We start from the raw sequence: 24,892 nt of genomic DNA, 5'->3' as shown, positions 1-24,892 counted from the left end.
CTTCCACCGATGCAGTGGAACGCCTGGGGCTCCGCCGAGTCCGCCACCACACTTCCCCAGCCCATCAAAGACCTGCTCGGCCAGGTCCTCGGCATCTCGGGCGACCCGATCTCCGCACCGGCCGCGACCGAGGTCCAGCTGTCCCCCAGCCGCTTGACGAGCAGCGATGTCGCTGAACTCGAGGCCATCGTGGGCACCGTCGCCACTGCTGACGGAGACCGGCTGATCAGGTCCGGCGGAAAGTCGACCCTCGATCTGCTCCGGCGTCGGCAGCCCCACCAGGACGCCCCCGACGCCGTCGTCGCGCCGGCAACGAGCGATCAGATCGCCGAACTCCTGCGCTGGTGCGCCGACCGGTCGATCGCCGTGGTGCCCTTCGGCGGCGGCACCAGCGTCGTGGGCGGCCTCGATCCCGATGCCGGTGGTCTGCGCACCGTCCTCTCGGTGGACCTCCGCAACTTCGACCAGCTGGTCTCCATCGATCCGGTTTCGAATCAGGCGACTCTCGGCGCCGGGGTCACCGGACCGCGCGCCGAAGAACTGCTCGGCGCACACGGGTTCTCGCTCGGCCACTTCCCGCAGAGCTTCCGGTTCGCGACCATCGGTGGGTTCGCGGCCACGCGATCGTCGGGGCAGGCCTCGGCGGGCTACGGACGGTTCGACGACATGGTGACGGGCATGCGAGTGGTCACCCCAGCCGGCATCCTCGACCTAGGCGGCGCCCCCAAGACCGCAGCCGGACCCGATCTCCGCCAGTTGTTCCTCGGTTCGGAAGGCACCTTCGGGATCATCACCGAGGTCACCTTGCGAGTACGTGCCGTGCCGCCGGTCACGCTCCACGAAGCCTGGCACTTTCCTGACTTCATCACTGGTGCAGCAGCATTGCGCGCCGTCGCGCAGCAAGGTGGCGGTCCCACGGTGATGCGACTGTCCGACGAGGCGGAGACAGGGGTCAACCTCGCGAGCCCCGGCAAGATCGGCGCCACCGACGACACCGTCTCCGGCGGGGCCCTGGCGATCACCACCTTCGAGGGCACCGGCCCTGTTGCACAGGCACGGCAAGAGCTCGCCGCGGCCGTGTTGTCGGAGGCCGGGGGCCGCTCCCTCGGCGCTCCGCGCGGGCAGGCCTGGGAGCACGGCCGATTCGACGCGCCCTACCTGCGCGACGCCCTCCTCGCCGTCGGGGTCGGATGCGAGACGCTCGAGACCGCCACCACCTGGAACAACCTCTACGCACTGAAGGACGCCGTGACCACCGCGCTCACCGATGCGATCACGACGTCCGGATCACCCGCACTGGTGCTCTGCCACATCTCGCACACCTATCCCACCGGCGCCTCGCTCTACTTCACCGTGGTCTACAGGTGCGAGCGCGACCCCATCGTGCAGTGGCAGGCCGCGAAAGCCGCTGCGTCCGAGGCCATTGTCGCCGGCGGTGGAACGATCACCCACCACCACGCGGTCGGTGCCGACCATCGCCCGTGGGTGGGGGCAGAGATCGGCGACGTCGGCGTGCGGATTCTGCGCGCGGTGAAAGACGCCCTGGACCCCACCGGGATCCTGAACCCGGGCAAACTGATCCCATGACCATCCGGCGCATTGCCGCACTGATCAACCCTTCCGCACGTCACGGTCTCGGAGCCGGTGCCGCCGAGACCGCACTGGGGGCGCTCGGTGCCCACGGCCTCGACGTCACCGAGATGATCGGCCGCGACGCGACCCACGCGCAGGAGCTGGCGCACACCGCCGCCCGGTCCGATCACGACGCCGTCGTGGTCATCGGCGGCGACGGGAGTATCAGAATGGCGCTGGAGGCGGTGCGGGGGACCGGTACGTCCATCGGCCTCATGCCAGCCGGCACCGGCAACGATCACGCACGCGCACTTGGTATCCCGATCGACGACCCGGTCGCCGCCGCGGCGATCATCGGCGCCGGTCACGAACGCAGCATCGATCTTGCCCAGATCACTCTCGCCGATGGCAGTACCTCCGTGTTCGGAACGGTCGCAGCGACCGGGCTCGATGCGCTGGTCACCGAGCGGGCGAACATGCTGGCGCGGCCGAAGGGCCAGTTGCGGTATCCGATCGCCGCCGTGGCCGAGATCGCCAAGCTGAAGCCATTCCACTACCGGATCACCGTCGACGGCACCACCATCGAACGCGATCTCGTCCTGGCATCGGTAGGCAACACCCGTTCGTACGGCGGAGGGATGCAGATCACACCTGACGCCATCATCGACGACGGGCTGCTCGACCTCACGCTCGTACTCAGCGGCTCCCGACTGCGCCTGCTCACGCTCTTCCCAACGGTGTACAGCGGCAAACACATTCACCGGCCCGAGGTCGAACAACTGCGGGGCCGCAAGATCGTGCTCGAATGCGAGCCCGCTGCGCCCATCTACGCCGACGGCGATCGGGTCGGCATGCTTCCCGCGACCATCGAAACCCTCCCCGGTGCCGTAACCTTCCTGGTACCTCGTATCCCCTCGAAGGAGTCCCGTGCTCAAACGTGACGTATCTGCCCACCTCGACGTCGACATCACCGGTGAGACCGATCTGGAGTTCCAGATCGCGATCGCGCCCCATCCGGGTACCGAGGTGACCGAGTCGCTGTCGTTCCTCCTCGACGGCAAGCCCCTGGACGTCCGCGAGATCAGTGGCGCCCACGGCAACCGCATCCACATGATGCACGCCGGCGTCGGCAACCTGCAGGCCAAGTACGAGGCGACCGTGATCGGCAACACCGAGCCCGCACCGGTGTCCGACTACGATCTGTCGCTTTACCTGCGGCCCAGCCGTTATGCCGAGGCGGACAAGTTCTTCGGTTTTGCCGCAAAGCAATTCGGCGACATCACCGAACCGGCCAAGTTGCTTGAGAAGGTATCGGCCTGGGTGGGAACGCATCTCGACTACGTGCCCGGTTCGAGCGATCCCATCGACGGCGCTGCCGACACGCTGCTCGCCGGAGCCGGGGTGTGCCGCGACTACGCACATCTCGTCGTCGCATCGCTGCGAGCGGTGAACGTGCCGGCGCGGCTGGTGGCGGTCTATGCACCGGGCTGCGACCCCATGGACTTCCACGCCGTCGCCGAGGCTTTCGTCGACGGCCAGTGGCGCGTGGTGGATGCGACCTGTCTCGCGCCGCGGCAGACCCTGATCCGGATCGCCACCGGCCGCGACGCCGCCGACACCGCGTTCCTCGACAACCACAAGGGCGGCATCGTGCTGAACAACGCGACCGTCACCGCGGTCGTCGACGGTGAGCTCCCCAGCGACGATCTCGGTCAGCTGGTCTCGCTCACCTAGACATCGTCAGTCCTGCTGCTCCGCCCACCACTGCCGGAGGGCCTCTTCGGCCTCGTCATGTGACATGGGCCCCCGGTCGAGGCGGAGTTCTTTCAGGTATCGCCACGCCTTACCGACCTGTGGACCCGGCGGCAGCCCGAGCAGCTCCATGATCGCGTTGCCGTCGAGGTCAGGCCGGACACGTGCGAGATCCTCCGCCTCGGCGATCTTGTCGATCCGGGCCTCGAGGTTGTCGTAGTTCTGCTGCAGTCGCTGCGCCCGGCGCTTGTTCCGGGTGGTGCAGTCCGCACGCACGAGCTTGTGGAGCCGGGGGAGGAGTTCACCGGCGTCCGTCACATAGCGGCGCACTGCGGAGTCGGTCCACTGGCCCTCGCCGTATCCGTGGAATCGCAGGTGCAGGAACACCAGATTGGCCACGTCTTCGATCACGGCCTTCGGATACTTCAGCGCACGCAACCGTTTGCGCACCATCTTTGCGCCGACGACCTCGTGGTGATGGAAACTGACGCCGCCATTGGGTTCATGCCTGCGCGTACCCGGTTTGCCGATGTCGTGGAGGATCGCAGCCCACCGCAGCACCAGGTCGGGATCGCCGTCCTCGAGATCGATCGCCTGCGAGAGCACCGTGAGGGAGTGGGTGTAGACGTCCTTGTGCTGGTGGTGTTCGTCGATCGCCAACTTCATCCCGGGGATCTCGGGCATCACGCGTTCGGCCAGACCCGTTTCACACAGCATGTCGACGCCCTCGACGGCATGCTCGCCGAGGATCAGCTTGTCGAGCTCGGCCGCGACCCGCTCGACCGTGATGCGGTCGATCTGCGCGGCCATCCGGACCGTCGCAGCGAACACGCCGGGGGAGAGGGAGAACCCGAGCTGCGAGACGAATCGGACGCCGCGCAGCATCCGCAACGGATCGTCGTTGAAGGAGTCCTCGGGCGCCGCGGGCGTGTCGATCACCCCGGCGAGCAGAGCGTCCAGGCCGCCGAGAGGGTCTACGAACTCTTGACTGCCGTCGGCGCCGATCTTCACCGCCATCGCGTTCATGGAGAAGTCGCGGCGGATCAGGTCGTCTTCGAGACGGTCACCGAACCGCACCTCGGGATTGCGCCCGACCCGGTCGTAAGAATCGGCCCGGAAGGTCGTGATCTCGATCTGGTGCCCGGCCTTGGCAGCGCTGATGGTGCCGAAATCGATGCCGGTGTCCCAGATCGCCTCCGCCCAGCCGTGCAGCAGTTCCTTGACCTTGTCGGGCCGGGCGTCGGTGGTGAAGTCGAGGTCGTTCGTGAGACGCCCCAGCACCGCGTCACGCACCGGGCCCCCGACGAGATACAGCTCGAAACCCGCTGCCGCGAATCGCGCTCCGAGCGGGTCGAGCACGTCCGACAGACTCCTTAGCGAGACCGCAGCCGCAGCCAGCAACCTGGTCCGTCGTTCGGCGGCGGCCAGGTCATCTGTGGAATCAGCAGGAGTTGTCACGAAACGCCAGAGTACCGACGAAGACCCCGACCTCCGCCTCCGGCTTCGTCTCCCGGCATGGTCCAACGGCCACGCTGGAGCAAACAGTGGGTTACACACGACTAGCATCTATTGGGTGTCAGCCGAACCCACCGAGCCGAACAGGGACGTCGCCCGGCGCCCACGGCGCAGGCGCGGCGGTAGGCGCGGGGCCGCTCGAGATGTCAACGCGAACCAGAACGGAACCGAGCCGCGTCAACAACCCGCAGGTGGCGAGCAACAATCGGCCGACGAGCGCTCGGCGACCGAGTCGAGTGGCGGCGGCTCCCGGCGATCGCGCCGCGGCCGACGCCGCAAACCGTCGAGGCCTACCGACAGCAGCGCCGAGGCGGCCCGCAGTGAAGCGACCGGGGTAGCCGGAAATCCGGTCACCGAGGGTAGGACCGCGCAGGTCAAGCCGTCGGACGTCGGCAAGACCAAGGCACCACCGAAGGTGCCCGCCAACCTCGCCAAGCAGCGACTTCGCACGGTCAGGGAGACCTCGGCCGGTGGCTTGATGGTGTCGGGTCTGGACGGACCCGGGGAAGAGCGTTGCGCCGCCCTCATCGGCCGGGTGGACCGTCGCGGCCGGATGATGTGGTCGTTGCCCAAGGGGCACATCGAGACGGGGGAGACGGCCGAACAGACCGCCATTCGCGAGGTCGCCGAGGAAACCGGCATCAAGGGGAACGTCGTCGCGCCCCTCGGCAAGATCGACTACTGGTTCGTCAGCGAGGGCAAGAGGATCCACAAGACCGTCCACCACTACTTGATGCGGTTCACCGGCGGAGAACTCTCTGACGCCGACTACGAGGTCGCCGAGGTGGCCTGGGTGCCGTTGACCGATCTGCCCCGACGACTGACCTACTCCGACGAACGCCGGCTCGCACGGGTCGCCGAGGACGTCATCGCCGAACTGACCGCCGATCCGGACCGCATGGCGGAATCGGAGTCGCAGGGTGCCCGCACCGAGCCGAACGCCTACGAGAAGGCGGCGGCCGCCCGCAACCAGAAACGCAACGAGCCGCCGGTGGTCGCGAAACCTCGACGACGACGGCGCCGCGGACGTCGCGGTGCCGGCCGTGGCGGGGACGGCGACGAGTCCTCGGGCGCACCGGCTGCGCACAGTCCGCCGGCCGGCTCCGGCCCACCTGACGCCACGTGAAGGCCCGATCGATGCGGATGCTGGTCGCGCTGCTGGGGGTGCTCGCGGTGGTGTTCGCGATCGGGTCGGCACCACTCGCCGACGCCGCACCGGGCGACGGAGAATCCGAGACCGGGGAGTTCCTGAACATCTCGCTCGACGCGATCGACCCCTCCACGGTCACCACCACCAGTCCCGGCACGGTGACCGCCCGTGGCACCCTCACCAACGTCGGCGATCGGCCCGTCCGCAACATCGCGATGCGTCTGCAACGGGCACCGGAGGTGACCACCAGCGCGGGACTCGGGGACTCCCTGTCCGCCGACGCCAACAGCTTCGAGGTCGTCGGCGAGTTCCAGGACATCTCCGAACAGCTCGCGCCCGGTAAGACCGTCCCGTTCACCCTGCGGATCAACCTGTCGGACAACAGTTCCGGCGATCCGAGTCTTCAGATCGACAGTCCCGGCGTCTATCCGATCCTTATCAATGTCAACGGCACCCCTGACTACGGTGTGCCGGCCAGACTCGACGACTCGCGCACACTGCTGCCCGTCACGGGGCTGCCGCCGGACCGCGACCGGGCCCAGGCCCAGGCCACTGATCAGGGCACGGATCCGGCCACCGCACCGATCGGGGGAGACGGCTCCGTACCGCCGGACACGTCTTCGCCGGTCGGCTTAACGATGTTGTGGCCGATCGCCGCCCCGGCCTCGCTCGCACCCGGCGTCACCGGCGGCGGAGACGAGACCGTGCGCCTGATGGACAACGGTTTGCAGCAGTCGATCTCACCGGGCGGCCGCCTCGATCATCTGCTCACGGCGATGGAGCAGGTACACGCCGACGATCCCGACTCCCAGCTCTCCCGCAGCCTGTGCCTGGCGGTGGATCCCGACCTGCTGGTCAGCGTGCAAGCGATGACCGAGCCCTACCTCGTCTCCACCGATCCGGGCGATCCCACCGGGCCGGCCCGTGAAGGCACCGGAACCCCGCAGGCCATCGCTTTCCTCGACAGGCTCAGCGCCCTGGCAGGCCAGACGTGCGTCGTCGCGACGTCGTTCGCACACGTGGACACCGCCGCCCTGGCCCAGGTGGCGGACAAAGACCTCTCCGAGGTCGGGCTCCGCGCCCCCGCGGACATCGTCGACACCATCCTCGGCGTCAAGAGTGTGCGCGGACTCGCCATCCCGGCGTCAGGTGTCCTCGACGACGCCGGGGCGGATCTGGTCCGCGATACCGGGTCCAAGGGCGCCGTCGTCGCCGCCTCCGGCGTAGCCAACACCTCGCCCACCTCGCCGGACGGCCTGTACCCCCTCGGCGCAGACCTCGCGGCGCAGACATACGATCCCGCCCTTGCCAGCGCACTGGCCGCGGTGGGGACCACCCCGCACTCGGCCCAGGTCACGCCGAACGCACAGCGTGCGGGCTGGGTGCGCGGCTCCGAGCAGGCCCGCAGGCAGACGGCGATCGCCTCGCTGATGTTCTCCGCGCTCGCGCCGTCGGTGAGCGGCGCGACACCCCAGGCCACCCGGCAACAGAGCACACCGCCGCCCGAAGATCCGATCGCCGACCGGATCGGCCGCGGTGAGGTGCTGATCGCACCACCGACGTGGTCGGCCACACCCGAGGACACCAAGGCTGTGCTCTCGGCGATGACGATGCTCCTCGGTTCCGACCTGGCGGTGCCCCGACCATTGCCCGACATCGCCGCAGAACTGGCGACTGCCTCCTCCACACCCACCGGGGCCGGCCTCGTCGCCCCTCGCACGGTGCAGGTTGTGGGCCCCAGCCCCCAGGCGATCGCAGCGGTGCGCACCAGCGGCGCGCAGATCTCGGAGCTGCAGGACTCGATGACCAAGCGGGCCGATGTCCCCATCACCCCCGCCGCCTACATGGCTCCCCTGCGGGAAGATCTGCTGCGCGCGATGGCATCGGTGGCCCCGCAGGATCAGCACGCGGCGGGCCACGCCGCGACCATGCGTACCTCGGCGGTCTCGATCACGGTGGCGAGCATCCGCGACGGCGTGGGCATCCTCGATCCGGGGGGCCGCTTCACACTCGCGTCCGAACGCAGCCCGCTGCTGCTGGTCATCCGGAGCGATCTGCCGGTGGCGATGCGGGTGCGATTGAACATCGCGGTGCCCGACGGGATGACCGTCGGCGACCTGGGCGTCATCGAGATCCCCCCGAATGGCACCCGCCAGATCCAGGTCCCCACGCGCGCCGACCGGTCGAGATCGATGACCGTCGCGATCGGTCTCGTGACCGCGAACGGCGTCCCGTTGGGCGATCCCATCAACCTGTCAGTACATTCCAACGCATATGGAAAACCGCTCTTCATCATCACGATCTGCGCAGGGGTGCTGCTGGTCTTCCTGGCCGGGCGGCGTCTGTGGCACCGTTTCCGAGGTGAGCCGGACCCGGCTGACCTCGACCGACCTGAGCCCGACGAGCGAGATCGCCTGATGGCCGACTCCCGCGCCCTGCACAGTCCACCCGAACGCAGTGGCCATCACCCGGACGGCGGACACCGATGACCCAGGGAGGATCACGGAGTTCGACACCGGTGGTCCCGAAGCAGCCCTCCGACGACAGCGTCCTGCGGACCAGCGGTTCGATCGCGCTCGCAACCCTCATCTCCCGGATCACCGGTTTCGTGCGCACCGTCCTCGTGCTCGCGCTCCTCGGCGCGGCCATCGCGTCGTCGTTCCAGGCCGCGTACGTATTGCCGAACATGGTCGCCGAAGTCGTGCTGGGCGCGGTGCTCACCGCGATCGTCATTCCCGTCCTGGTCAGGGCCGAACGCGAGGACGCGGACGGGGGAGCGGGCTTCGTCAACCGCATCTTCACCCTCACCGTCGTGGTGCTGGGTGCCGCAACACTGCTCGCTCTCGTCGCGGCACCGGCGCTGACGATCCTCAATCTGGGTGACGGCAAGGTCAACCGAGATCTCGCGACCGCACTGGCCTTCTTGCTGCTGCCCTCCGTGCTGTTCTACGGGCTGTCGGCTCTGTTCATCGCGATCCTGAACATGAAGGGCCTGTTCAAACCGGGTGCGTGGGCGCCCGTGCTCAACAACATCGTGCAGATCACGACCCTGATCGCGTACGCGGCGGCGCCGGGGGACATCTCTCTGAACCCGGTCCGGATGGGAGACACCAAACTCCTCATCCTCGGTGTCGGCACCACGCTCGGCGTGGTGGCCCAGACAATGGTCCTGGTACCGGCCATCCGCCGCAGCGGCGTGAAACTGCGCCTGCAGTGGGGGCTGGACGCGCGGCTGCGGAAGTTCGGCAACATGGCGCTGGCCATCGTGATCTACGTTGCCGTGCTCCAGGTCGGCCTCATCGTCACCTACCGGATCGCGTCGAGTGCCAGTGAGGCAGGCGTCAGCGTCTATGCCACCCAGTGGCAGCTGCTGCAGCTACCGTACGGCGTGCTCGGGGTGACGATCCTGACCGCGATCATGCCGCGGCTCTCCCGCAACGCCGCCGCCGACGACACCCATGCCGTGGTCGACGATCTCTCCCTTGCCACCCGGCTGACGATGGTGTCGATGGTCCCGATCATCGCGTTCATGACGTTCTTCGGACCGGCCATCGGTATCGCCGTGTTCAACTTCGGCAAGTTCGACGCCGACACCGCATCGCAGCTGGGCAGCGTGCTCTCCTGGGGCGCCTTCACGATGATCCCGTACGCGATGACCCTGGTGCAGCTACGCGTCTTCTATGCCCGCGAGGACGCCTGGACCCCGACGTACATGGTGATCGGTATCACCGCCGTGAAGGTCGCGTCGTCGTATCTCGGGCCCGTCCTGTTCGACGATCCGGACGCGGTGATCCGGTGGTTGGCGCTGTCCAACGGACTGGGTTATCTGGTCGGCGCGATCGTCGGCCACTACCTGCTCCGTAGTCGACTGGGCGGGGCCCGGATGGACAACGTGGGCCGCACGGTCCTGTGGACCATCGGCGCCTCCGTCGCCTGCAGTGCACTGGTCTGGGGCCTGGCGGAAGTGTCGGGGCTGCACCGGATGTCAACCGAGCACGGCAAGCTCGGATCGGTCGCGTACCTGTTCCTGGTCGCGGTGGTCGCCATCGGCCTGACCTACACCGTGCTCACCCTGCTCCGGGTCCCCGACGTGCTGGCCGTGGTGGTCGCCGTGCGCCGGCTGCTCGGCCGGTTCATCCCGGCCATCGCTCCGGCACCCGAACCGGACACCGACGGCGCGGCCACCATGACCGTCCAGTTCCCGCGGATCTCGGCCGACGAATCCGTTCCGTATTCTGGTCAAGTCGAAGTCATCCGACGTTTCGACCGGGGGACATCGAGCTGGCAGGCCTATTCGGTCACCAGTGGTGGCGCGGCCGGGATGGATGTCCGGGCGCCCGCCGACTTGCGCTATCGAAGGAGAGGAGTAGGTGCGATGACGAATCAGGATGCCGACAAACCGCCCGCCGCAGGGCCCGCACCTACCACCGCGGCTTCGCGGACCGGAGGCGGCAGCGACGATCAGCCGACCACGAAGGCGAAAGCCGAGCAGCCACGCCCGAGAGAAGGTGTGGCGCCGGCGCCCGACCGCCCGGTGCCCGACTTGCGTTCGCGCAGAGGGCCCCGACTCCTACCGGGAGCCGCCGTGGCGGGCGGGCGGTACCGATTGCTGCAGCACCACGGCGGGGCGCGCGGTCTGCAGTTCTGGCAGGCCCGCGACATCAACCTCGATCGTGATGTCGCGCTGACATTCGTCGATGCCCAGCAGGTCGCACCGCCACCGGAACCCGGTGTCCGCATCGATCCTCGCGACGAAGGACCCCAGGCGGTCCTGTCCCGCACCCTGCGACTCGGCCGGATCAATTCACCCGGGATCGCGCGCGTCCTCGACGTCGTGCGCGGCTCCTCCGGTGGAATCGTTGTGGCCGAATGGGTTCCGAGTTCGTCGCTGGCCGACGTCGCGAAGTCAGGCCCCTCACCGGTCGGCGCCGCCAGGGCCGTCCGCGCGCTCGCGGCCGCGGCCGAATCCGCACACCGCAACGGGGGCGCACTCTCGATCGACCACCCCGAGCGCATCCGGATCAGCCAGGAGGGCAACGCCTTCGTGGCGTTCCCCGGCACGCTCGTCGACTCCGACAAGTCGACCGACGTCCGTGGACTCGGCGCAGTGCTGTACGCGCTCCTGCTCGCCCGCTGGCCGCTGGACCCCGACACCGGCTCGACCCTGGCCACGAGCCGCAAGTCGAACGAGCCGGTCGGTGGCCTGCCCCCCGCGGCCCCCGGGCCGGACAACCTGCCACGCGAACCGCGCGCCGAACGACCGGATGTGCCGTTCGAGATCTCCGCCGTCGCGGCGCGGGCGCTGGAGGGCAACAGCGGGATCCGAACGGCAGCAACGGTTCAGCACGTTCTCGACCAGGCAACGGTGCTCGATCAGAAGACCGACCTCATTGCGCAGGTCGGGCCCGGGGGAGCCCCCGTCAGCTCGACTCCGCGAGCGAAGCCGCGCATGTTGGGCTCGGGTGGAACAGAACAGAAGAAGCCGCGTTCGGTGCGGATGATCGCTACCATCGCCGGCGCCGCGCTGTTGACGCTGTTCCTGGTCATCGCGCTGGTCGTGTGGGCGAGCAATTCTTTCGGCGCCGACGACTCGACACCCGACATCGACTCCATCTTCTCCTCGTCGGCACCGGCCTCCGGAGCCGAAGGTGCCCCGGCGGCAGCAGCTCCGATACCCCTGGCCGCGGTCTCGATGCTGGACTACTCCGATCAGGAGCCCGACAGCAGGCAGAATCTGAACAACGTCATCAGCGGGCAGGCACCACCCTGGCAGACAGACGAGTACCGCGGCGGACCCAGGTTCGGCAACCTCAAACCCGGTCTCGGTCTGATGTTCACCCTCGAGCGCGACGCCACCCTCACCGAGGTCGTCATCCGGACACCCACCCCGGGAATCCAAGTGGAGATCCGGACCGCCGACAATCCGCAGGCCGCTTTCGAGACCACCCGCCGGGTCGGCGCGGCCACCCTGGAGGCGCAGGAGACACGCATCCCGATCACGGGCGCCGGGCCGTCCAAGTACGTACTCGTGTGGTTGACGTCGTTGCCGCGCAACGACAACGGCCGCTATCAGGGTGCGATCAGCCAGGTCTCGATGACGGGCTGATGGCACGGTCCGCCGACGATCTCCCCGAGGGCGCGATGCTGTGCGAGGACGGACTCATCCGTCCGGTGTGGGCGGCGCAGCCGGGATTGATGCGCGACTACTACGACACCGAGTGGGGTATGTCGGTGTCCGGCGAGAACGCCCACTTCGAACGCCTCGTGCTCGAAGGCTTTCAGGCCGGTCTGTCGTGGGCGACCATCCTGCGCAAGCGCCCCGCTTTCCGTGAGGTGTTCCGCGACTTCGACGTGGACACCGTTGCCGCCTTCGGCGATGCGGAGATCGACACCCTGTTGACCGATGCCCGGATCATCCGGCACCGCGGGAAGATCGAGGCCGCCGTCGGCAACGCGCGCGCCACCCAGCAGCTGCGGGCCGGCGGTGGGCTGGTCGACTTCCTGTGGTCGTTCAGGCCGCAGCAGACGCCGCGACCGGAGTCGATCGGGGACGTACCCACCAGCTCTCCCGAATCGGTCGCAATGTCGAAGGCACTGCGAAAAATCGGTTTCCGGTTCGTCGGGCCGACCACGATGTATGCCCTGATGGAGGCGATCGGAATCGTCGACACGCACCTCATGTCGTCGTTCCGGCGTGGCAGTTCCGGGGTCTGGAATGGTTAAACGCGGTGTCGCCGGACCAGTTCCGCGAGGTTGACCGGGTAGATGAACTCGGTGCTGGCCTCGATCTCTTCGGGACTCCACCATCGGTGGTCGAGAAATGACGTGCGCTCCAAGTCCGTCCACCCGGCCGACCGTGGCTCGAATGCGGGCACGTGCGCGATGAAGTAGACCTCCGACTGATGGATCGGCTCGCCGACGAACATGATGTCGAACTCACGGTGCAGCACCGGACCCGACATGTGCCCGACCTCGAATCCCGTCTCCTCCAGCACCTCGCGGCGCGCGGTCTGTTCCTGCGTCTCGTCACCCTCTCGACCGCCGCCAGGGGTGAACCACCACGACCCCGCGGCCGGATCGGTGGGGTCGAGACCTCGGAAGAGCAGGGTTCGGCCGGCTTCGTCGATGAGGACGATGCGAGCGGCTTCTCGCCGTCGACGATCCATTGGCCACCTCTCCCGCGCACGCACACCGCGTACCACCCTGCCAGAGTGCATCGGGCGCCGCGCGCACCCTGCCGGTGGCCCACTGTTCACACCGCGAACCCAGGTATGTACCCATCAGGGCATCCTCAGTGTGTTTGGCTAGTGTGAGTGGCGGCAATCGCCGGTATTGCAGGCACGTCCAATTGGGAAACGAGAGTGCGATGACTGTCCGCAGAGCCGAGTATCCCCGGCCGAATCATTGCATCGTCCACGTCAGTGACACACATCTGATCATCGGCGACGAGAACCTCTACGGCGGCGTCGACAGCACCGCCCGCCTGCGGCAGATCCTCGCCGAGCTCACCGGGTCGGGCGTCGACATCGATGCGATGGTGTTCACCGGTGACCTCACCGACCAGGGCGACCCGACGGCGTACCAGACGCTGCGGACCATGGTCGAGCCCGTGGCAGCCGCCCTGGACGCCGAGTTGATCTGGGCCATGGGTAATCACGACGACCGCGCGAGCTTCCGGGTCGAATTACTCCGGGAAGAGCCCGGGACCGCGCCGATCGATCGCATCCATGACGTGGACGGACTCCGGATCGTCAACCTCGATTCGACGGTGCCCGGCAAACACCACGGCGAACTCACCGATGCCCAGCTCGACTGGCTCACGGGGGTGCTGGCGACCCCGGCCGAGCAGGGCACCATCCTGGCGATGCACCATCCGCCGGTCCCCTGCGTGCTGGACCTGGCGGTCGTCGTCGAACTACGCGACCAGCACCGGCTCGCAGATGTGTTGCGCGGCACCGATGTCCGGGCGATCATCGCCGGGCACCTGCACTATTCGACGACAGCCACCTTTGCGGGCATACCGGTCTCGGTGGCGGCGGCGACGTGCTACAACCAGGACCTCAACGTGCCCACCGGTGCGATGCGTGGCCGTGACGGGGGTCAGGGTTACAACCTCATCCACGTCTACGACGACACCGTCGTGCACTCGGCCGTACCCATCGGCACGTTCGACACGGTGGGGGAATACGTCTCGCCCGAGCAGACCGCGGCGCGGCTCACCGAGGCCGGTGTCTACATCGCCGACAGCACCCGCCGACGCGCGAGCACCCGCGTCTGACCCTGGCTACGTCGTCGTCTCCCAAGGGGCGACGATCGGGAAGTAGCGGTCCAAGAACTCGGTGACCACTTTGGTCCGGAGTTCGAGGTCGACCTCGGGGAAGCTTCCGTCATTGAGGCAGAAGAAGTCCACGGCCCTCTTGGGCAGCATCTTCTCCATCGCCTTGAGACCCGCATACCCGGTGGTGTCGATGTACTTGACCTTTGCGTCCTTCTGCACCACCGCTCGGCCGCTCATCAACGCGTAGTAGTGGTACAGCGAGTTGGTGACCGAGATGTTGGTGCTGGCCCGGAACACGCTTGCAGCGGTGGCCGCGAACTCTTCGGGGAACTCACGCTCCATCTCGGCCATCACGCTCTTCCGCAGCGGGGTGGCGGCGTGTTCGAGGTGACGGGTCGTCATGAGCCCGAACCGTTCCTGCAGCAGACGCCGGTTCACGCGCGCTGCATTTTCGAAGCCGCTGCGGTCGGTATCGCTGTACCCCAACCCGATTCGGGTGTCGGCTTCGATGAACATACTGATGCCCCCCGGGGAGAAGAACATCTGCGGCCCGACCGGACGGCCGAAGAACATGTCGTCGTTCGAATACAGGAAGTGCTCGGAAAGCCCTGGGATGTGGTGCAATTGGCTTTCGACGGCCTGCGAGTTGTGCGTCGGCAACACCGAGGTGTCGGCGAAGAAGTCCTCACTGGCCATGAAGGTCACCCGCGGGTCATCGGCAAGCCACGCCGGCCGCGGCGAGTCGGTGGCGACGAAGATCCGCCGTATCCAGGGCGCGTACATGTGGACCGACCGCAACGCGTACTTGAGCTCGTCGATCTGGCGAAAGCGAGCCGCTGAGGTATCTCCCTCACCGACAACGTAATTCTTCATCCGCTTCGCACGCTGCGCCTGGAACTCGGCCGACGAACCGTCGACCCAGGAGAACACCAGGTCGATCTCGAAACCGATGTCGGATGCGTGTCCGGCGAACATGTTCTCGATCGACGGCCAGGTCTTCCCGAAACGCTCGACCGTGCCTCGCACCGCTTCGTCGCGGCGGACGGTACGCCGGGTCAGCGAGTTCTCGATGGGCAGCACGATGTCGGTGTCGTCGAACGACCACAGTTCGATCTGCACACCTGTCGCTGCTCCGTAGTTCAGGCCACTGGTCGGCTCGACCCGCGGCCGGTAGAGCCGGAAGATCCGGGCCTTGGGTGATACCGAGAGCAATCCGTCGCCCACCAGCACGGCCTTCCCGCGCTCGGCATCCACGGTCTTCGAGTAGAACGGTTCGCGAATGCAGGCGTCGACGAGCGCTGCCTTGAGGGCAGCGCGATCGGTCCACGCGATCGCGATGACCGGGCGTTCGTCATTGCCCCGGACCAGCAGATATTCGATGTCGGCCGTGTCCAGCACCGCGCGGATGAACAACAGATCCTCGACCATCGCGCCATGTGGCGTCGTCGACGTGATCTTCAGCGCATACCTGCCCTCGAACCCGACCACATCGGAGCGCTCACTGAGCCGGGCCACCGACGCGGCCGATTCCTGCAGAACGGTCTCGTGACGGGAGGGTTCCGGCGGAAGCAGATAGATCTCGTGCGGCGCAGACGACAAAGTGGTGTGAATCCTTCCGGGGACGGCGAACGGCCGAGAAGTCCCCGGGATCAGCTCAGTGTAGTGCCGGGGACCTGTTGTCCATCAAACAGATGCTTTGCAGTTCCCCCTCGCGCGAGACATAACCGTCGATTAGTCTCCATCCATGGCCGAGTGGGGGAAGGTCGGTGGGGATGATTCGCGTACCGATGAAGAATTGTTGTCTGCGCATGTGGCGGGGGATCGTGATGCGTTCGGCATCCTGATCGCCCGCCATCAGGGCCATTTGTGGGCCGTCGCCCGGCGGACCTCGCATACCGGTGAGGACGCAGCCGACGCCCTGCAGGACGCACTCCTCAACGCCCATTGCATGGCTCACCGCTTCCGCGCCGACTCCAAGGTCAGTTCCTGGCTGCACCGCATCGTTGTCAACGCGAGCCTGGATCGTATCCGGCGCAACAAGTCTCGGCTCACGGTGCCGCTGCCGGAGTTCGATGTCGGCCAGTACGCCGATCCGCGAGACCACCACGGCGACGTCGATCTGTCGATGTCGATCGGCCGCGCTCTCGACACCCTTCCACCTGAACAGCGCGATGCCATTGTGGCAGTGGACATCGAAGGTTATTCGGTTGCCGAGGCCGCGGCCCTGCTCGGCGTCCCCAGCGGGACGATCAAGAGTAGATGTGCCCGCGGGCGCGCGAAACTCGCTGTGGTACTCGGCCATCTGCGCGATACAGCGGACGAACCGACCACCTGAATCCGATAATGGGTTGATTTGGCGGCGGTCACCTGGGGGTTTGTTGGCCAAAACAACCCATCATCGGGTCTACTGGAACAATGGGTTTCACCCGGGCCGAACTCGAGACGTTCCGAGATGTCGAGATCAGCGATCTGATCGGACCGGGCTGCCGGCTGCTGTTCGTGGGAATCAACCCCGGCCTGTGGACCGCGGCGACCGGTGCGCACTTCGCCCGGCCCGGCAATCGGTTCTACCCGGCGCTGTACCGGGCCGGCATCGTCGATCGGGTCATCGATGCATCCGCCGGTATGAAACCCGCCGACCGCGACCTCTTGCTGGAAAGGGGAGTGGGGATCACGAACATGGTCCGCCGGGCAACGGCTCGCGCCGACGAGTTGTCCGCAGACGAGTTCCGCGAGGGCGCCGACGCCCTGGTGTCGACCGTCGAGCGCACAGCCCCGAAGGTCGTCGCCGTCGCCGGGATCACCGCCTACCGCACGGCTTTCGGTGAGAAGAAGGCCGTCGCCGGCCTCCAGGAGCGGAGGTTCGGCAACGCCGAGGTCTGGGTGGTACCGAACCCCAGCGGACTGAATGCCCACCACACCGTCGACACCCTCGCGACGGCCTATCGCGAGGCAGCAGTCGCCGCGGGAGTCGTTTGAGAAAACTCTGGCCGGGAAACCCGGGAACCAACCGCCACACCACGGCGTCCTAGCTGGGAACAACAAAGACGATGGAACTGGAGCTGGCGACGATGTTCGGTATCGGAAGTCGGGGTCACCCGCCTCGGGAACTGCCCGAACCTCCCTATTCCGTCGACGTCGTGGCCGATCTGCATGCCGGCGTCTATCCCGACGACATCGCCGAGCAACTACGTCCTCGGGTGCTGGCCGATCCCGACTCCATGGCGATCTGGAGGGCGCTCGAGACCACAACGGGTCAGCTCCGCGAGGGTTCCGCGGTCTCCGAGCCACTGCCGGATTACGCGCAGGCCACCCTGGACGCGACCCTGCGCTCGTTGCGCGACCAAGGATCGGCGCGGACCCCGATGGCTTCGACACCACCTGCGGCCACGCCGATACCTCTGTGGCGCAGACATTCCGGTGCGCTGGTCGGTCTCGCCGCGGCCGCTGCGGTCGCAGGCATCGCCGTGGCCACCACCTTCGCATTCACCGGTGGTTCGGCGGAGCCGGCACTCGCCGACGGCGGGCCGAATCCCACGAGTGTCGAAGCGCCGGCGGAGGCCACTCTGCTCGCAGCGCTCGGTCGCACCGACACCGCTGCATTTCCCGATGTCGCGGCGCGTGATCGATGTCTGGCCGCAAACGGCATCGCATCGAGCGCGACGGTTCTCGGGATCGGGTCACTCGATACCGGCGGTGAGCCGTCCACGGTGATATTGCTGGCCACGGGCACGATCGGACGGTTCGACGCGCTCGTGGTCGGTGCCGCGTGCGATACGGGAAACCCTGCGACCATCAGCCGGACCACCATCGGCAATCAGTGAGGCCATCGCCACAGCGGCCACGAGACCGACGGGCGCCACGGCGAGATGATCGGTGGCGACCGCCCACAGCAGGGGACCGACAGCGGCTGCCGATGCCGTCAGCGCGGCGGTCAATGCCCGACTCCGCATCGTCGCACCCCTGCCCGCCCCGTCCGCGGCTCCCGGCACCAGGTGCATCAGTGCGGCGGCCAACAGAATCGAGCCCAGCAGGTCGCTCGGCCGGTGCCATCCCCACACCATCAGGTCTTGGCTCACCAGCGTCAGCCACCCCACCCCGGCCACGGCCAGCAACGGAGCGATCCGGCGCGGCGCGGCGCGCACGATCGCCGCAACACACCCCGCGGCTGCAGCGGCGTGCCCGCTGGGGAAGGTGTTCGTGGCCCAAGAGAATCCATCGAAGTCCGCCCGGGTCAGCAGTTCGTCTCGCAAGAATTGGGTGATCAAGATCGCGACGACCGGAAGGGCCAGCAGCGGGACGATACTCAGTCGGCGTCCGGCCCAGAGTCCGAGTCCGACGATGGCCACGATCGAGACCAACCAGAGTCGAACGTCGGTCACCGAGCCCAGGCCGACGACGTGCGGGACGTCCGCGGTGGCTCCGGTACCTCTCAAGGTCAGAAAGGCCCGCTGGTCCAGGTTTTGCCCCCAGGGCGTCTGGACCGCGATCAGGTAGACGCCGGCCATCAGCGCCACCAGCAGTGCCGACCACACCAGTGATCGCACCCACCCGCCGGTCGCGGACATCGCGCGTGGAGCGCCAAGCCGGCGCAGGGACGTCGAAGACATGCACTCCATGGTGCCTGACGCAGCTGAGTGCATCCACAGCGTCAGCCGCCGCCCCGGTGTTCTGCTGCCACAGTGTTCCGCCGCCACACTGTGGTGCGGGAACAGATCCCCTTACGCTGGTGTTATCCATCGCGGGTAGAGAATCAGACACGACCAGACCAGATGCCGACCCCGGATCATCTGCTCGCGGCACAAAAGCCCAGGCCAGAATACCCAGATAGGAAAGTGGAGCACCGATGAGCGCACCAGGAACCGACACCGTCCACGACGTCATCATCGTCGGATCGGGACCGGCCGGATACACCGCCGCCGTCTACGCGGCACGCGCCGAGCTGTCGCCTGTTGTCTTCGAGGGCACCCAGTTCGGTGGGGCGTTGATGACCACGACCGAGGTGGAGAACTTTCCCGGGTTCCAGAAGGGAATCCAGGGCCCTGAACTGATGGAAGAAATGCGCGAGCAGGCGATCCGTTTCGGTGCCGACCTGCGCATGGACGACGTGGACGCGGTCCGGCTCTCCGGTGAGATCAAAGAGGTGGACGCCGGCGGCGAGACCTTCCGCGCGAAGTCCGTCATCCTCGCGATGGGCGCCGCAGCTCGTTACCTCGACATCCCGGGGGAGCAGGACCTGCTGGGCCGCGGTGTGTCGGCCTGTGCAACCTGTGATGGCTTCTTCTTCCGCGATCAGGACATCGCCGTCATCGGCGGCGGCGACTCCGCGATGGAGGAGGCGACCTTCCTGACGAAGTTCGCCCGTAGCGTCACCGTCATCCACCGGCGCGAAGAGTTCCGGGCCTCGAAGATCATGCTCGAGCGCGCCCGCGCCAACGACAAGATCCGTTTCGTCACCAACGCCACCATCGGCAAGGTGCTGGGGGAGACTTCGGTCACCGGTCTCGAGCTCGTCGACACCGTCACCGGCGCCACGTCGACCATCGATGTGACCGGCATGTTCGTCGCGATCGGCCATGACCCACGCAGCGCCCTGGTCAAGGGCCAGGTCGACCTTGATTCCGAGGGCTACGTGAGGGTGCAGGGACGCAGCACGTACACCTCGCTGCCAGGCGTTTTCGCGTCTGGGGACCTGGTCGACCACACCTACCGTCAGGCCATCACCGCGGCCGGCTCCGGATGTGCGGCTGCGATCGACGCCGAGCGCTGGCTCGCCGATCAAGCCGACATCGCGCCCGCCGAGGTGCCCGAGGCCGCCGGCGTGCAGGTCTGACCCCGAACCACCCACTTCCGTTCATCCGAACGGACCTCGACCACGTGTGAAAAGGAGAACAAAAATGGGAGACAACACCGTCGCCGTCACCGACGCCACGTTCAAAGAAGAGGTGCTGGGAGCCGGCAAACCGGTCCTGGTCGACTTCTGGGCAACCTGGTGTGGACCCTGCAAGATGGTCGCCCCCGTCCTCGAGGAGATCGCTGGTGAGAACTCCGAAAAGCTCACCATCGCGAAGCTCGACGTGGACCAGAACCCCAACGTCGCAAGGGATTTCCAGATCATGTCGATCCCGACCATGATCCTGTTCGAAGACGGCAAACCGACCAAGACTATCGTCGGCGCCAAGGGCAAGGCAGCACTTCTCCGCGAACTCGACGGAGTTCTCGGCAAGTAGCGCACCGGCGCACCGCCACTCACCACCGCGGCCAGACACCAGTCTCCTGATCTCAAAGGTCACCAAACTGGTGCCTGGCCGTATTGGCTCCCGAGGGTCATTGCTGAGACACTCTTAGCTAGTTCGGGTGCGGACTGGGGCCGACGAGGCACCCTGGGTACCCGCCGACCACGCGCTACCGATTGCTAGAAGGAAGGCCAAGCGATGCCGTTGTACCGGTTGGGAGACCACGGGTCGGCAGTTGCCGAGATACGTGCCATCCTCACTGGTCAGGGCTTCCTGACCGACGCTCAATTGCCGACAGGCCGGCTCGTGGACTCCAACGGCTGGGCCCTGCCCGAGGCCGTGTTCGACGCCGAGACCGATCAAGCGGTGCGCGCGTTTCAGCAGCAGCGCGGACTGCTCGTCGACGGGATCGTCGGCCCGGCCACCTTCGGAGCGCTTCGCGAATCCTCATACCGCCTGGGTGCGCGGGTATTGTGCTACCTCACCTCGGCGCCCATGCACGGTGACGACGTCGCAACACTGCAGTCCCGTCTCCAGAACCTGGGTTTCTACACCGGCCTCGTCGACGGGCACTTCGACGTCGACACCCACAACGCCCTGCGGAACTATCAGGGCGACTACGGACTCAATCCGGACGGCATCTGCGGCCCGGCGACGCTACGGTCCCTCAAGCAACTCGGTACCCGGGTCACCGGTGGCTCGCCCCATGCGATCCGTGAAGAAGAGCACGTCCGCCGCCGCGGACCTCAGCTGTCGGGTAAACGGATTGTCATCGATCCGGGCTCCGGCGGCGACCACCCCGATGCCGAATCCGCCATCGAGGCCGAGATTCTGTGGGATCTCAGTGATCGCCTGGTAGGCCGGATGACCGCCGCCGGGATGGAGACCTTTGTATCTCGTCGGGAACACGAGAACCCCACCGACGAAGAGCGCGCCGGTACCGCAAACGCCATCGGCGCAGATCTGCTGATCGCCCTCAGGTGCGCGCATTACCCGAACAGTCGCGCGAGCGGTGTGGCCAGTTTCCATTACGGGACCACCCATGGCTCCTCGTCGACCATCGGCCGTTCACTGTCGGGTTTCATCCAGCGCGAGATCGTCGCCCGGACAGACCTGCGGGACTGTCGTTCGCACGAGCGCACGTGGGACATCCTCCGCCGCAGTCAGATGCCCGCCGTCCAGCTCGACATCGGTTACATCAGCAATCTTCACGATGCGACCCAACTGAGTGATCCGGCGGTCCGCGACACCATTGCCGAGGCGATCTTGGTGGCCGTCAAACGTCTCTACCTCCTGGGCCGAGACGATCAACCCACCGGGACCTACACGTTCGCCGAACTACTCGCCTCGGAGCAAGTGGCGCGCTGATCCGACCGGCACGGCCGTTCGTTCTCGACCCGCCACGTCGATGGCCGCCATCACCACCAACTTCTCCAACGCACTCTCGACGCCCGCTTTCCAGCCGAGGTCGTTGTCGAGCGCGAGCCGCAACCTGGGGTAGCGGTGATGAGCTGACACCACGTCGAAGCCCTCGCCTTTGAGGAAGTGGGCGTCGATCATGCAGCGCGCACAGATCGCGTCACTCTCTGGATCCTGGTTCGGACTGGTGTGCGCTGACCGGACGATGCCGAACGCTTCGATGGCTCGGACTCCACGCCGGGTGAGGTCGACGATCACCGCTTGTGTCAGTGCGGCCGCCGCGTCGTCATAGCCGGGGTCCACCCACAGTGAATTCAGGATCACCGCGTCCGGTGACACCGGGGAGGTGGGGAAGAGCAGAGACCTCGGGACGCTACGCGGGGGACCGTAGAACGCGGCACCGACCACCTTGCCGGTTGTCCGGCTCACGGCGACCTGTCCGCACGTGCCCCACTCGAGCAGGATCATCGAGACCCAGGCTTCTTTGTCGAACTCGCTCTCGAATGCGACGCCGCCCGGATTGTCGGGGATGAGGTTCGGATCCATCTCCCAGAAAACACAGCGTCGGCTGTGCGACGGGAGATTTTCGAATCCGTCCATCGTCAGTGGCGCTATCGTTACCGACACGGCACCGACGCCTTTCCATCAAATCGTCGAGCTCCGGCTCCGCTGAGATCTCCACGTCGCCCGAATCGACCGAAAACTGCTCTGAACACTCTCCAGCATATGCGATCGGGGACCTCGGCCTGCGGTGAGCGGTCACTCGGCCGAAATGTGTTGTCCGATAACAGTTCCGGAGACATCGGGACCATCGCCGACGACCCTTTGTCACAGTGACGTTTTAGCCGCATACTCGTGTACGCAGAATTTCGCGGCGATATTTTCACTTTTGCGCAATGATCTCGACAAGCCGCTCGAGGTCGCCAACAGACCCGAATTCGACGGTAATTTTGCCTTTTCGCTTCCCCATCGCGACCGTCACCCGGGTGTCGAGCTTGTCCGACAGCCGCTCCGCGACGTCTTGAAGGCCGGGCATTTGCATCGGTTTACGCTTCGGCGAGACAGGAGTGGTCTTGCCGTCACCGCGGTTGGCCAGCGTCACCGCTTCCTCCGTCGCACGCACAGACATGCCCTCGGCGATGATCCGCGCCGCCAACGCCTCTTGGGCATCGGCGCCTGCGTCGAGCGAGAGCAATGCCCGAGCATGTCCGGCGGACAGCACGCCGGCCGCTACGCGACGCTGGACCGGGATCGGCAGACGAAGCAGTCGGATCATGTTGGTGATCACCGGCCGCGAGCGACCAAGGCGGCTCGCCAGTTCATCGTGGGTGACGCCGAACTCCTCGAGCAACTGCTGATACGCCGCAGCTTCTTCCAACGGATTCAACTGCACCCGGTGGATGTTCTCCAGTAGCGCGTCGCGCAACATGTCGCCATCCGCGGTCTCGCGAACGATCGCTGGGATCGACTCGAGGCCGGCTTCCTGGCTCGCACGCCACCGCCGCTCGCCCATGACGAGTTGGTACTCGGCGTCGCCCACCGGCTCGGCCAGCCGCCGCACGACGATCGGCTGCATGAGCCCGAACTCACGAATCGAGTGCACCAATTCCGCAAGTGCTTCTTCATCGAAGGCAGTGCGCGGCTGCTGCGGATTCGGCTGGATCAGCTTCGGCGGAATCTCCCGATACACCGCGCCGACCTCATCGACGCCCCGCGGATCGGTCACCGTCGGGGGAGTGGGCACAGGCGCATTCGCGCTCTGCGACTCCGGATCCACCTGCCGGTTAGCGGCACCGAACATCACATCTGTAGCCGCTGAGCCCATACGTGGGCCCTCTGTAGGTCCGGTCGGGATCAGCGCTGCCAGACCGCGACCGAGTCCGCCCTGCCGTTTTGTCGGCCGAGCGCCGGCACCCTTGGCGGGCGGCTTGCCCGCGCCACTTTCCTTGTTCGCCTGACCCGGATCGCTCACGACCACCCCTCCTCTTCTCTTGACGAACGCAGCGCGAGTTCACGTCCGGCGTCCAGGTAGCTCATGGCTCCACGTGAACCCGGGTCATATTCGATGATGGTGGTCCCGTAGCCGGGTGCCTCGGACACCTTCACGCTCCGGGGAATGACCGCGTTCAGGACTCGATCACCGAAGTGCTCGCGCACACTCTCCGCGACTTGATCGGCAAGTTTCGTTCGTCCGTCATACATCGTGAGAACAACGGTCGACACGTGCAGCTCAGGGTTGAGATGCGCTTGAACGAGGTTGATGTTCGACAGCAACTGGCTGACGCCCTCGAGCGCGTAGTACTCGCACTGGATCGGGATCATGACCTCGCGTGCGGCGACCATCGCGTTGATCGTCAACAGCCCAAGAGATGGCGGGCAGTCGATGAGGACGAAGTCGAAGTCGTACTTCTCGAGTGTCTCCTTGTCGAGTGCATTGCGGAGACGATTCTCTCGGGCGACCATCGAGACCAGTTCGATCTCCGCTCCCGCCAGATCGAGTGTCGCCGGAACGCAGAAGAGGTTCTCGTTACTGGAACTCTGCACGATTGTGTCGGCGAAATCGACCTCGCCGATCAGCAGCTCATAGACCGAGGGGATACCGGATCGGTGGTCGACACCCAGCGCGGTACTGGCGTTGCCCTGAGGATCGAGATCGATGACCAGAACACGCAGCTGGTGCACCGCGAGCGCCGCTGCCATGTTCACAGCGGTCGTCGTCTTCCCCACGCCACCCTTCTGGTTGGCGATGGTGATGATGCGGGTGTGCCGCGGACGGGGGAGTGCTCCGCTACCTCCTGGGGTCAGCACTCGGCTGGCCCGCTCTGCTGCGGCAGCGATCGGGGTGTCGTCATGTGGTTGGGGTCTGGCCTCGTACGCGCTGGTTTCACGTGAAACAGTTTCACGTGAAACATGCGATTCGTTGGACACGCTTTCACTCCTTCGGCTACGCCTGCTGAACATTCTGCGCTC

Annotated in this window: 20 protein-coding genes; 13 read left to right on the top strand and 7 right to left on the bottom strand. The window is 66.5% G+C overall.

All coding sequences use genetic code 11. From position 1 onward, the window contains the following. Positions 1 to 9 precede the first annotated feature (9 nt). Genes BFL43_RS11335 through BFL43_RS11325 form a run of 3 tightly spaced genes read left to right on the top strand, consistent with a single transcriptional unit; the run spans position 10 to position 3,306 of the window. Entirely contained in the window at positions 10 to 1,587 is a 1,578-nt protein-coding gene (locus tag BFL43_RS11335; RefSeq protein WP_084892676.1) for an FAD-binding oxidoreductase, read from the top strand. Continuing rightward, positions 1,584 to 2,513, top strand: coding sequence for a diacylglycerol kinase (locus BFL43_RS11330; protein ID WP_084892650.1), 930 nt, complete (start codon positions 1,584 to 1,586; stop codon positions 2,511 to 2,513). The genes BFL43_RS11335 and BFL43_RS11330 overlap by 4 nt, the downstream gene beginning before the upstream one ends. After that, a complete protein-coding gene (locus BFL43_RS11325) occupies positions 2,500 to 3,306 on the top strand; it encodes a transglutaminase family protein (RefSeq protein ID WP_084892649.1) in 807 nt (268 codons plus the stop codon). The genes BFL43_RS11330 and BFL43_RS11325 overlap by 14 nt, the downstream gene beginning before the upstream one ends. 6 nt (positions 3,307 to 3,312) lie before the next feature. Here the strand turns inward: BFL43_RS11325 and BFL43_RS11320 are convergent, their stop codons facing one another. Beyond that, positions 3,313 to 4,782 (bottom strand): CCA tRNA nucleotidyltransferase, encoded by a 1,470-nt coding sequence (locus tag BFL43_RS11320; protein ID WP_240498202.1) that lies wholly within the window; start codon positions 4,780 to 4,782, stop codon positions 3,313 to 3,315. 115 nt (positions 4,783 to 4,897) lie between these two features. Between BFL43_RS11320 and BFL43_RS11315 the strand changes: the two genes are divergently transcribed. From BFL43_RS11315 to BFL43_RS11300, 4 genes are read left to right on the top strand one after another with little or no spacing between them, the layout of a single operon-like run. Next, positions 4,898 to 5,965, top strand: coding sequence for an NUDIX hydrolase (locus tag BFL43_RS11315; RefSeq protein WP_084892647.1), 1,068 nt, complete (start codon positions 4,898 to 4,900; stop codon positions 5,963 to 5,965). Between the two features lie 11 nt (positions 5,966 to 5,976). Continuing rightward, positions 5,977 to 8,478: a DUF6049 family protein gene (locus BFL43_RS11310; RefSeq protein WP_168176611.1), complete on the top strand. Its 2,502-nt coding sequence runs from the start codon at positions 5,977 to 5,979 to the stop codon at positions 8,476 to 8,478. Beyond that, positions 8,475 to 12,095: a murein biosynthesis integral membrane protein MurJ gene (locus BFL43_RS11305; RefSeq protein ID WP_084892645.1), complete on the top strand. Its 3,621-nt coding sequence runs from the start codon at positions 8,475 to 8,477 to the stop codon at positions 12,093 to 12,095. The genes BFL43_RS11310 and BFL43_RS11305 overlap by 4 nt, the downstream gene beginning before the upstream one ends. After that, positions 12,095 to 12,712, top strand: coding sequence for a DNA-3-methyladenine glycosylase I (locus tag BFL43_RS11300; RefSeq protein ID WP_084892644.1), 618 nt, complete (start codon positions 12,095 to 12,097; stop codon positions 12,710 to 12,712). Before BFL43_RS11305 ends, BFL43_RS11300 begins: the two co-directional genes overlap by 1 nt. Here BFL43_RS11300 and BFL43_RS11295 read toward each other — a convergent pair. Further along, a complete protein-coding gene (locus BFL43_RS11295) occupies positions 12,709 to 13,155 on the bottom strand; it encodes an NUDIX domain-containing protein (RefSeq protein ID WP_168176610.1) in 447 nt (148 codons plus the stop codon). The two genes, BFL43_RS11300 and BFL43_RS11295, sit on opposite strands and share 4 nt — an antisense overlap. Positions 13,156 to 13,355: 200 nt before the next feature. Here BFL43_RS11295 and BFL43_RS11290 point away from each other — a divergent pair, with 200 nt between their 5' ends. Further along, complete coding sequence (locus BFL43_RS11290; RefSeq protein WP_084892675.1) at positions 13,356 to 14,267, top strand: phosphodiesterase; 912 nt, start codon at positions 13,356 to 13,358, stop codon at positions 14,265 to 14,267. Between the two features lie 6 nt (positions 14,268 to 14,273). Here BFL43_RS11290 and BFL43_RS11285 read toward each other — a convergent pair whose 3' ends face one another. After that, on the bottom strand, positions 14,274 to 15,695 hold the full coding sequence (locus BFL43_RS11285) for a stealth family protein (RefSeq protein WP_084892674.1): 1,422 nt from the start codon (positions 15,693 to 15,695) through the stop codon (positions 14,274 to 14,276). A gap of 316 nt (positions 15,696 to 16,011) precedes the next feature. On the opposite strand from BFL43_RS11285, the gene sigM reads away from it, so the two are divergent. Then, on the top strand, positions 16,012 to 16,602 hold the full coding sequence (gene sigM / locus BFL43_RS11280; RefSeq protein WP_084892642.1) for an RNA polymerase sigma factor SigM: 591 nt from the start codon (positions 16,012 to 16,014) through the stop codon (positions 16,600 to 16,602). A gap of 80 nt (positions 16,603 to 16,682) precedes the next feature. Then, complete coding sequence (gene mug / locus BFL43_RS11275; protein WP_084892641.1) at positions 16,683 to 17,246, top strand: G/U mismatch-specific DNA glycosylase; 564 nt, start codon at positions 16,683 to 16,685, stop codon at positions 17,244 to 17,246. Positions 17,247 to 17,947: 701 nt separating this feature from the next. Here the strand turns inward: mug and BFL43_RS11265 are convergent. Beyond that, on the bottom strand, positions 17,948 to 18,877 hold the full coding sequence (locus BFL43_RS11265; RefSeq protein WP_168176609.1) for a phosphatase PAP2 family protein: 930 nt from the start codon (positions 18,875 to 18,877) through the stop codon (positions 17,948 to 17,950). A 236-nt stretch (positions 18,878 to 19,113) separates the two neighbouring features. Here BFL43_RS11265 and trxB point away from each other — a divergent pair, with 236 nt between their 5' ends. From trxB to BFL43_RS11250, 3 genes are all read left to right on the top strand, one after another. Next, entirely contained in the window at positions 19,114 to 20,100 is a 987-nt protein-coding gene (gene trxB / locus BFL43_RS11260) for a thioredoxin-disulfide reductase (protein ID WP_084892638.1), read from the top strand. A 64-nt stretch (positions 20,101 to 20,164) separates the two neighbouring features. Next, positions 20,165 to 20,497 (top strand): thioredoxin, encoded by a 333-nt coding sequence (gene trxA, locus BFL43_RS11255; protein ID WP_084892637.1) that lies wholly within the window; start codon positions 20,165 to 20,167, stop codon positions 20,495 to 20,497. Between the two features lie 204 nt (positions 20,498 to 20,701). Continuing rightward, on the top strand, positions 20,702 to 21,871 hold the full coding sequence (locus BFL43_RS11250) for an N-acetylmuramoyl-L-alanine amidase (protein WP_084892636.1): 1,170 nt from the start codon (positions 20,702 to 20,704) through the stop codon (positions 21,869 to 21,871). Here the strand turns inward: BFL43_RS11250 and BFL43_RS11245 are convergent. From BFL43_RS11245 to BFL43_RS11235, 3 genes are all read right to left on the bottom strand, one after another. Then, positions 21,842 to 22,549, bottom strand: coding sequence for a hypothetical protein (locus BFL43_RS11245; RefSeq protein WP_143695262.1), 708 nt, complete (start codon positions 22,547 to 22,549; stop codon positions 21,842 to 21,844). The genes BFL43_RS11250 and BFL43_RS11245 overlap by 30 nt on opposite strands. Positions 22,550 to 22,805: 256 nt before the next feature. Then, on the bottom strand, positions 22,806 to 23,789 hold the full coding sequence (locus BFL43_RS11240) for a ParB/RepB/Spo0J family partition protein (protein WP_240498204.1): 984 nt from the start codon (positions 23,787 to 23,789) through the stop codon (positions 22,806 to 22,808). Positions 23,790 to 23,890: 101 nt separating this feature from the next. Beyond that, complete coding sequence (locus BFL43_RS11235) at positions 23,891 to 24,883, bottom strand: ParA family protein (RefSeq protein ID WP_084892634.1); 993 nt, start codon at positions 24,881 to 24,883, stop codon at positions 23,891 to 23,893. Positions 24,884 to 24,892 lie beyond the last annotated feature (9 nt).

Source organism: Williamsia sp. 1135 (genome assembly GCF_002095395.1).
GTDB lineage: Bacteria > Actinomycetota > Actinomycetes > Mycobacteriales > Mycobacteriaceae > Williamsia.
The sequence above is the reverse complement of the archived record's forward strand: the minus strand, read 5'-3'. Positions and strand labels throughout refer to the sequence as shown.